Annotated in this window: 10 protein-coding genes; 5 read left to right on the top strand and 5 right to left on the bottom strand. The window is 53.8% G+C overall.

The features are described 5' to 3' along the window. Nucleotides 1-132 precede the first annotated feature (132 nt). Together V0288_RS24615 and V0288_RS24610 are read right to left on the bottom strand one after the other, a co-directional pair. Nucleotides 133-945, bottom strand: a complete 813-nt coding sequence (locus V0288_RS24615) for a pentapeptide repeat-containing protein (RefSeq protein ID WP_332867845.1) — start codon at nt 943-945, stop codon at nt 133-135. 418 nt (nt 946-1,363) lie between these two features. Further along, complete coding sequence (locus V0288_RS24610; RefSeq protein WP_332867843.1) at nt 1,364-2,224, bottom strand: hypothetical protein; 861 nt, start codon at nt 2,222-2,224, stop codon at nt 1,364-1,366. Between the two features lie 201 nt (nt 2,225-2,425). Here V0288_RS24610 and carA point away from each other — a divergent pair, with 201 nt between their 5' ends. From carA to V0288_RS24585, 5 genes are all read left to right on the top strand, one after another. Next, nucleotides 2,426-3,568, top strand: coding sequence for a glutamine-hydrolyzing carbamoyl-phosphate synthase small subunit (carA, locus tag V0288_RS24605; protein ID WP_332867841.1), 1,143 nt, complete (start codon nt 2,426-2,428; stop codon nt 3,566-3,568). A 76-nt stretch (nt 3,569-3,644) separates the two neighbouring features. After that, complete coding sequence (locus V0288_RS24600; RefSeq protein ID WP_422662071.1) at nt 3,645-4,001, top strand: STAS domain-containing protein; 357 nt, start codon at nt 3,645-3,647, stop codon at nt 3,999-4,001. After that, complete coding sequence (locus V0288_RS24595) at nt 3,998-4,414, top strand: Mini-ribonuclease 3 (RefSeq protein WP_479687460.1); 417 nt, start codon at nt 3,998-4,000, stop codon at nt 4,412-4,414. The genes V0288_RS24600 and V0288_RS24595 overlap by 4 nt, the downstream gene beginning before the upstream one ends. Nucleotides 4,415-4,752: 338 nt before the next feature. Continuing rightward, nucleotides 4,753-5,595 (top strand): 23S rRNA (guanosine(2251)-2'-O)-methyltransferase RlmB, encoded by an 843-nt coding sequence (rlmB, locus tag V0288_RS24590; RefSeq protein ID WP_422662072.1) that lies wholly within the window; start codon nt 4,753-4,755, stop codon nt 5,593-5,595. Between the two features lie 70 nt (nt 5,596-5,665). Then, complete coding sequence (locus V0288_RS24585) at nt 5,666-5,950, top strand: DUF1816 domain-containing protein (RefSeq protein WP_332867839.1); 285 nt, start codon at nt 5,666-5,668, stop codon at nt 5,948-5,950. Here the strand turns inward: V0288_RS24585 and V0288_RS24580 are convergent. From V0288_RS24580 to V0288_RS24570, 3 genes are all read right to left on the bottom strand, one after another. After that, entirely contained in the window at nt 5,947-6,780 is an 834-nt protein-coding gene (locus tag V0288_RS24580; RefSeq protein WP_332867837.1) for an alpha/beta fold hydrolase, read from the bottom strand. The genes V0288_RS24585 and V0288_RS24580 overlap by 4 nt on opposite strands. Before the next feature lie 33 nt (nt 6,781-6,813). Further along, nucleotides 6,814-7,104 (bottom strand): hypothetical protein, encoded by a 291-nt coding sequence (locus V0288_RS24575; protein WP_332867836.1) that lies wholly within the window; start codon nt 7,102-7,104, stop codon nt 6,814-6,816. Nucleotides 7,105-7,640: 536 nt separating this feature from the next. Continuing rightward, nucleotides 7,641-8,114 (bottom strand): peptidoglycan-binding domain-containing protein, encoded by a 474-nt coding sequence (locus V0288_RS24570; RefSeq protein WP_332867835.1) that lies wholly within the window; start codon nt 8,112-8,114, stop codon nt 7,641-7,643. Nucleotides 8,115-8,260: the final 146 nt, after the last annotated feature.

Raw genomic sequence — 8,260 nt, 5'->3', positions numbered from 1 at the left:
CCCCCTCTTGAGAGGAGTCAGGAGTCAGGAGTCAGGAGTCAGGAGGTGAGGGGGACGGGGAAGTTGTTCGGGGAAAGGGAAAAGACTATTTTCGATCCCTTGACCCTAATTTTCCCGATACCCGACCCCCCATTAAGTGGCGAATCCCGGACGGAACCAATTGGAGGGGAAGGGGAAGTTGTCCTCGATCGCTCCCTCCTGTTCCGGATCGTTGCCGATGCCGAGCGCGCCGGTTAGATTCACGCCCTCTAGGGTAATTCCCGTTAAATTCGCCCCTTTTAGGTTCGCGGACTGGAGATTCACCTCCTGGAGACGCGCCCCGGCCAGATTCGCCCCGGACAGATTGGTACCGCTCAGATCGCAACCGACGAGACGCGCCTCGCTGAAATTGATCCCTTCTAGGTTCGCCCCGCTTAAATCCATCTCCCGGAGGAGCGATCGACCGAAATTCGCGCCGTTGACCGAGATCGATCGGGATCTCGCCGCGCTCAAGCGAACTTCCTGCAAATTCGCCCAATTTAAGTTCGCCCCGTCGAGATCCGCCTCCCGGAGATTGGCTTTCGTCAGATTCGCCCCGCAGAGGTTGACCCCGCGCAGATCCGCGCCCCGGAGATTGGCGTGGGAGAGATCCGCCCCGCTCAACCGGGAACGATAGAGAGCGGCTTTGACTAAAAACGCCCCCCGGAGATTCGCTTTCGTTAGATCCGCCTCGACCAGTTCGCTCAGGTTCAGTTTGGCGTAAGTTAGATCCGCCCAGTTTAACCTCGCCCCGTGAAGTTTCGCCTTGGTTAAAAAAGCCCGGCTAAAATTCGTCCCTTTTAAATCGGCCGAGGTCATATTCACCGCGATCAGGGTCACTCGCTGTAGATCGAGGCCCGATAGTTCGATTCCCTCGAAATCTCGTTTCCCCTGCTCGTACAGTCTGAGTAACCGGTTGATCTTCATGGACGGTATCGGGATAAGTCCGTTGTATCAAAAAATCGACAATCGATCGAATCTCGGAGGAAATATCCACCCTTAGTTTTTCGGGGGGAATTCCTCTTTTGTCTGTATCTGATTTTACTGGAAAGATTTTTCTTCTCCGTTTCCGGAAGTCTGACTGTTAAAAAAACTTATTTATCCATCGAGACTAGGCCCGCGACGAACCCAAAACAATCGGGACTTTCTCGGAAAAAGAAAACAATTTTCTCGCGGTTCGCGGGAGATCGCGGAGAGCGATCGATCTCGACCCTCTCCCCGCCCGATCTCCGACGATACGTTACGTTTTATAAATCGCCCGCGCGCCAACGGGAATCCCGCGGCTCGGGCGGTGGGAACCCTCGATATCTGCCGAATCCGAACTCTTTCTCCCGGCGAGACCCGCTTATAGCGGGGACAAAGAATAGATATTCCCGTCCATTAAAAGCCGGGTAATTCCTTTGGCCTCCAGATGGGAACCGACTTTCTCGATCACCCGCCCGTCGGGAACTTTTATCACTCTTTCCCGACGCTTAGAAAAACGTCTCGCGACCCGATGACTGTCAAAAACCGGTAAGGTTCGTTGTTGGATTTCTTGCGGGGGAACCTGACCGAGTTCGGCGAAATCTTTCAGCGGCCGGGTGATCAATTCCGCGGAGCGATCGATCACCAGATAGCAAGTTTTGGGAAACGAGGCCGAGGATAGCGGTAAAACTTGTAAACGGGTCGCGCGGGAGATCGATCGGGGCGAGTAATTCCCTTGCTCCCCGTCATCGCCTTCGTCCTCCTCGTCCTCGTCATCCCCCCAATCCTCGTCCTCGTCTTCCTCGTCTTCCTCGTCGTCGATATCCTCGTCGAGAATCGAGTTAAGGGTGTCGACATCGATCGGTTCCTCATCTTCCTCTTCTTCCTCCTCCGGCGGGGAAGGGGCGATGTCCACGGGTAAGGTGAGTTGTTGGGAAACGGAAACGATTTCTAGAGGGGGAGCGACCGTCTTGTCCAAAACGGGTTCGGGAGTTTCGAGGACGGGTTCGGGCGTTTCGATCGCCTCCTCCTCCGCCGCGCCCCCCCGGGGGGTTCTCGCCAGGCGTTTCTTCTGAATTAAGTCCTCGTACTCCACCTCGGATAGAGAATTTTTCAGAAAACGACTGATGGTAGAACTACTTACCCCGTAGCGTTCGGCTAACGTGGAAGTCGTCGCCTCCGTCTCGCGATAAAGCTTAAGAATTTCTTTTTTCGTAGCGTCAGTCAGTTTTCTTGGACTCATATTACTAAATAGGGATCTCCAGCGCGAGAGGAAATTTCGATCCGGACGGTGGGGGAGGGGGAGCGGCTATAATTAACCCTTACCAGTCCTACTATAGACGCGCGAAACCGCTAAGATCAAGGACTGTACCCCTTTCAGTCCCGCTCTAGTCTATCGGTTCCCCCTACTCCCTGACTACTGTTACCGATTCAAAACTTTACAATGATGTCGATCGCCACCAGTAAGAAAGCTTTATTGATTCTCGCCGACGGGACCACCTACGAGGGGCGATCGTTCGGCGCGACCGGAACCACCGTCGGCGAAGTCGTTTTTAACACGGGGATGACCGGCTATCAGGAAGTGCTGACCGATCCCAGTTACGCCGGCCAGATCGTTACCTTCACCTATCCCGAACTGGGGAACACCGGCGTTAACCCCGAGGACGAAGAATCTATCCGTCCTCACGTCAAGGGAGCGATCGCCCGTAACATCACCTTCCGCCCCAGTAATTGGCGTTCTAGCGAATCCCTCCCCGATTATCTCGCCCGCCACAAGATTATCGGTATTTACGGCATCGATACCCGTTCCCTGACCCGCAAGATCCGATCGGTCGGGGCGATGAACGGCGCGATCTCCACGGAAATTCTCGATCGCACCGAACTCCTACGCCTAGTACAGTCCGCGCCCTCCATGGCCGGGTTAAACCTCGTCAAAGAAGTCACCACCCCGGAGGTGTACGAGTGGACCGAACCCACCGATCCGCACTGGGAATTTAGCCCGGCGGCCTCCGAGACCGGTGAACCCCTCACCGTCGTGGCGATCGATTTCGGCATCAAGCGCAATATTCTCCGCCGTCTAGTCAGTTACGGCTGTCGGGTGATCGTCGTTCCCGCCAACACCCCCCCGGAAAAAATCTACCAGTATAACCCCGACGGGATTTTCCTCTCTAACGGGCCCGGCGATCCCGCCGCCGTTACCGAGGGCATCGCCACCGCGAAAGCTTTATTACAGGGCGAGAAACCCACCTTCGGGATCTGTATGGGCCATCAGATCCTCGGCCTATCCCTCGGCGCGGAAACCTTTAAACTCAAGTTCGGCCATCGGGGATTGAATCAACCGGCCGGACTGCGGCAGACGGTAGAGATCACCAGCCAGAATCACGGTTTCGCCGTCCATCCCGATTCCCTCGGTCCCGACGTGGAGATCACCCACCTCAACCTCAACGATCGCACCGTGGCGGGATTGCAACATAAATCGTTACCCTTCTTCTCGGTGCAGTACCACCCGGAGGCCAGCCCCGGCCCTCACGACGCGGATTATCTTTTCGAGAAGTTCGTCCGGTTAATGCGGGAGGCCAAAAAATAGAGGGGTAGACGCTATACTAAAAGTTTGATTTTACTGGCGCTTGCCAAAGGGGGTTATTATTCCGGACGCGATTAACTTGACCGTCAGTTTACGAGGAACTCGTGAGGTCAAAGATACCTACCAGATCTTCCGCCTGACCGGGCTTTTAGATGCTTTCTCCGAACCGACATTCCGCAAGGTGATAGGCGAGTATATTGACGAGGGACCGAAACACGTCATTCTCGTTCTCTCCCAGATCGATTTCATCGATAGTTCGGGATTGGGGGCGCTCGTTCAACTGGTCAAAAAAGCCAAGACCGATGGCGGGAGTTTACAGATCGTTACCAATCCCCGGGTCACGCAAACCGTGAAACTGGTTCGATTGGAAAATTTTCTTTCCCTGCAAAACACGGTGGAAGACGCGGTTGCCCAGTTAGAAAAGCCGAAATCGTGAATCTATCGAGCGGGAATATTCGAGTACAGATCGATGGCGAACTCGACTCGATCGGCGATCGGGTCGGTCAATTATCGCCCGTCTCTCTCGCCTATCTGGGGGATGCCGTTTACGAACTCTACATCCGCGCGCGCTATCTATGGCCGCCCAAGCGCATCGCGGACTACCACGATCGGGTCGTGGCCCGAGTCCGCGCCGAACAACAAGCCGAAGATCTAGCCCGTCTAGAACCCTATCTCACGGACAGCGAACGGGATATCCTACGCCGGGGCCGTAACGCGGCCACCGGTAAACCCCGTCGCCTATCCACCCATACCTACCGACAGGCCACCGGTATGGAAACCCTAATCGGCTATCTTTACCTACAAGATCCCGCCCGATTACAAGATTTATTAGAGAAACTGGAATTATAGTTAAAGAGGGCGGGAGGCAAGAGGCAAGAGTCAGGAGTCAGGAGGTGAGGGAGGGTCAAGGTGAAAGGATAAAGGTGAACAGCTTAAGAAAGCTCTTTTCTCTTTTCCCCTTCGCCTCTTCCCCCAAAATTTCCCCATCACCCCCATCCCCCCATTTTCCCCATCACCCCATCCCCCAATCCCCACACGAACCTTTATCCCCACACGAAAATACCATGATCGATCGACCCCAACGGGGGAAGCCAGAAAAGCGCTCCTCCCGTCGTCCGAATGTCCCCGGCCGTCCCTCGCGTCCCCAAAAGCCCCCCCGTGTTATTGCCCCCCCCTCTTCCCGTCCGATGAACGATCGCCGAGGGGGAGCCGAGGGCGAGCGCGAGGAAGAAGCCGACGATCTTCTCTACGGTCGCCGTGTGGTGTTGACGGCACTGGAAGAGGGACGGCAATTAAATCGGCTCTGGGTGGTGAATCGCCTGCGTTACGATCCCCGCTATCACACCCTCTTGGAGAAAGCGAAAGCCAACGGTACGGTGATTGACGAGGTAGACGATATCCGTCTCTCTCAAATTACGAATAACGGGAACCATCAGGGCATCGCCGCCCAGATGTCGCCCTACAGCTATCTCGATCTATCCGAACTCATCGAGAGAGCGAAGGCGAAAACCCGCGATCCCGTCCTCGTGATCGCCGATGGTATCACCGATCCCCATAATTTAGGCGCGATTATCCGTACCGCGGAGGCACTGGGGGCGCAGGGAGTGGTTATCCCCCAACGACGGGCGGCCGGAGTCACCTCGACCGTGATGAAAGTCGCGGCCGGCGCGTTGGAATATTTACCCGTGGCGCGGGTGGTGAACCTCAACCGCGCGCTAGAAGAGTTGAAAACCGCGGGTTTCTGGATTTACGGGACGGCGGCGAAAAGCGGTAAACCTTTACACACAATGAAATTGACGGGCGCTATAGGATTGGTGGTGGGATCGGAAGGGGAGGGATTAAGTTTGTTAACCCAAAAATCCTGCGACGAGTTAGTGACTATCCCGCTGGGCGGAAAAACCGAGAGCCTGAACGCTTCCGTGGCCGCTTCTATGGCTCTATACGAGATTTACCGCCAACGTTGGCAGACCCCTCGCTATTTTGAAACGCTCGACCTCACTTCTCCCCGTAGCCAAATCGGGGAAGGATAAGTACAATTAAGAAAAGTTGCGGGATGTAAGCGAACATTACAAAAGCGAAACATAACCATAGGGGAATGAGATGAAAGAATTTTTACTAGCTTTACTGGAATGGTTAGGTCTGGCGTACTGGGTGGAGATCAAAACGGACTATCCCCGATGCACGTACTATTTCGGACCTTTCTGGTCGAACGCCGAGGCGGAAACGGCCCGATCGGGCTACCTGGACGATGTACAAGCGGAAGGGGCGCAGGGGGTCAAGTGCGAGATCAAGAGATGCAAACCCTCGAATCTAACCGTTTTTGATGAAAAAGAAGAATTCAATCCCTTTACTCCCGTGAACGCGCTCAGAAGCGAGGCGTTTTAGCGAGATAATCGGGGAAGAAATACCCGATCGAGCCAGGAATCGATATCGCCCGTCACCCGATCGGGAATTTCCCAGGGGAAAAGATGGGCGGTATTCTCGTAACATCGCCACTCGCATTCGGGTAAATGTTTGGCTGTCTCGTGACTGGACGCGCTGGTGATATGTCGATCGAGCGCTCCCGCCATGAATAAGCACGGGATAGAAATTTTGTCAAGATCTTTTCGGCGATCGTAGCCGAGTCGGAGGGCGTTCTGTAGGGCCCGATCGGCCGATCGAGAGGTTTTCAGGTAAGCGTGAACCCCATCTCTGGCGAGGTAGTGATAGGCGGTTGTCGAATGAGTGCCGAAGAGATAGCGGAATAGTGATCGACGGGCGAAAGTGTCGATATTCCAACGCCAACCTGGTTTAAAGCTGTTGATAGCTCCCGCGATCCCCGTGAAGGCGAGATCGAGGGAGGTGATCGGGGGATGATCGCCGAAAGGACGGGCCGCGGAAGCGATCGAGATCAGACCGGTAAATCGATCGGGTTGTCGCAGGATTAATTCTAGGGCGATAATCCCGCCGAGAGACCATCCCAACACCAGACAGTCGCGGATCTCGTGGCGATCGAGCAGGAGAATTACATCGTCTAAATGTTCTTGTAACTGGAAATTTCCTCGAAAACGGCTTTTTCCGTAGCCGCGGAGGTCGGGAGCGAGGGTTCGGAAGCGTTGGCTCAGTCGATCGGTAAAAACGGACATACTCCGTCCCGAGCCGGGATGACCGTGGAGACAGAGAATCGGGTATCCCTGTCCTTTGATTTCAACGTGCAGATCGATCGGCGAGGGCATGGAGAGAGGGGAAAGAAGGGGCGAATTACTTTTCTATACTAGACGGTTCGCTCGATGGAAGCGATCGAGCCGGGAGCCGGAACGATGAACCGTGCGGTATCCAACCCGGACGATCCGGGGTTGAGCGGAGGGAATTCGATCGAATAATCGAGCGGTCGCGGTTAAAATATCGTCCGCGATCTCGAATTCTCCGGTTTCGATATCGATCGCTACAATCTTACCGCGATTGCCTTCCTCGACTAGCGATCGTACTCGCGTTTCGTAAATCTCGTCACCGCGTCGGGCGAATTCTTCTTTACTGTAGCGGGGTTGTCGAACGGTCATGGGTTTAATCCCTTCGGGTCTAATTCCCCGCCGCTCGCGGCGTTTCGAGGCCATAGCGTCCGAAGGGTGCTATTGAGCGAGGTCGAGCCGCAATGCGTGCGAGCCGAGCGAAGTGATACCCCGTCCGCTTGCGGCGGGGATGTTCATTCTCGCTTTCGTCCGGATGCTCCTATTGTAATCTCGGTGATCGATCTCGGAGGATTCGGTTAACGCTGACTCTAGATTCGGGAAGATCGATCGATAATATCGAGCGATTCAACGGGATCGATCGGCTCGCTCATCAACTTTGTAGCGTTCGATCGGGGCGATCGAGAAGCCATGATAGTCATGCCGAATTTCCAAAAACAAGACAGACTTGCCAGGAATGGGGAAAGGTTACAAGGAAAGGAGAAAAGGTGGACAGATAAGCCTTTTCCCTTCCCCTTTTCCCCACCCGTATCCTTGCTAGGACTACAGAAATTAGGTAAGCTGTTCGTAATTTAAATCGCGTGTTTCGTCTGCCGGACTCCTTACGGGGCTTGGAGCATCTCGGAAATTTAGATGCCGAACAGCTTATCATCCCGTAATCTGTTCATGGTTTCTTCATCTAGGATACCGGTTGCTTCTAAACCTTCATCTCTCTGAAAAGCTTTGACGGCTTGTTGCATTTCGAGATCAAAAATGCCATCAGCCCTACGCTGGAAATAGCCTTTACTAACTAAATTCACCTGGATAGGAACAATATAATCATTGCGATCGCCAAGCGAGTAAGCGGTATAGGCTTCATACTCTTCATTCGTCAAAGGTCTTCCATCAGAGTTCGCCACTAATTGAATAGCTTCATCTGATTCTGCTTCTACAGAGACTAGATATTCATTGGTTTTAGGGCTTCTAAACGGTCCAACGAGTCTGCTTATTCCTAGGGAACCTAAATTCCAGAGTTGTTCGCGTAGTTGATATGCCGCATCTCCATCCGAAAAACCTAGGTGAAATCGAGTCATTGATTGAATTGAATAGTAGGATGATTTCAATCTAGCGTTCGCGAAAAGCTTTGTGTATTCGCTGGTAGTACGGATAACCGAACTCCTATGTGAGAGATCCGGGAATTCCATATATCTTCGATATATCGCTCTTTTATCACTATGGGGAGGTTAGAATTAAGAAAAAGCCCTGAAAG

Source organism: Pannus brasiliensis CCIBt3594, assembly GCF_036688125.1.
Taxonomy (GTDB): domain Bacteria; phylum Cyanobacteriota; class Cyanobacteriia; order Cyanobacteriales; family Microcystaceae; genus Pannus; species Pannus brasiliensis.
The sequence above is the reverse complement of the archived record's forward strand: the minus strand, read 5'-3'. Positions and strand labels throughout refer to the sequence as shown.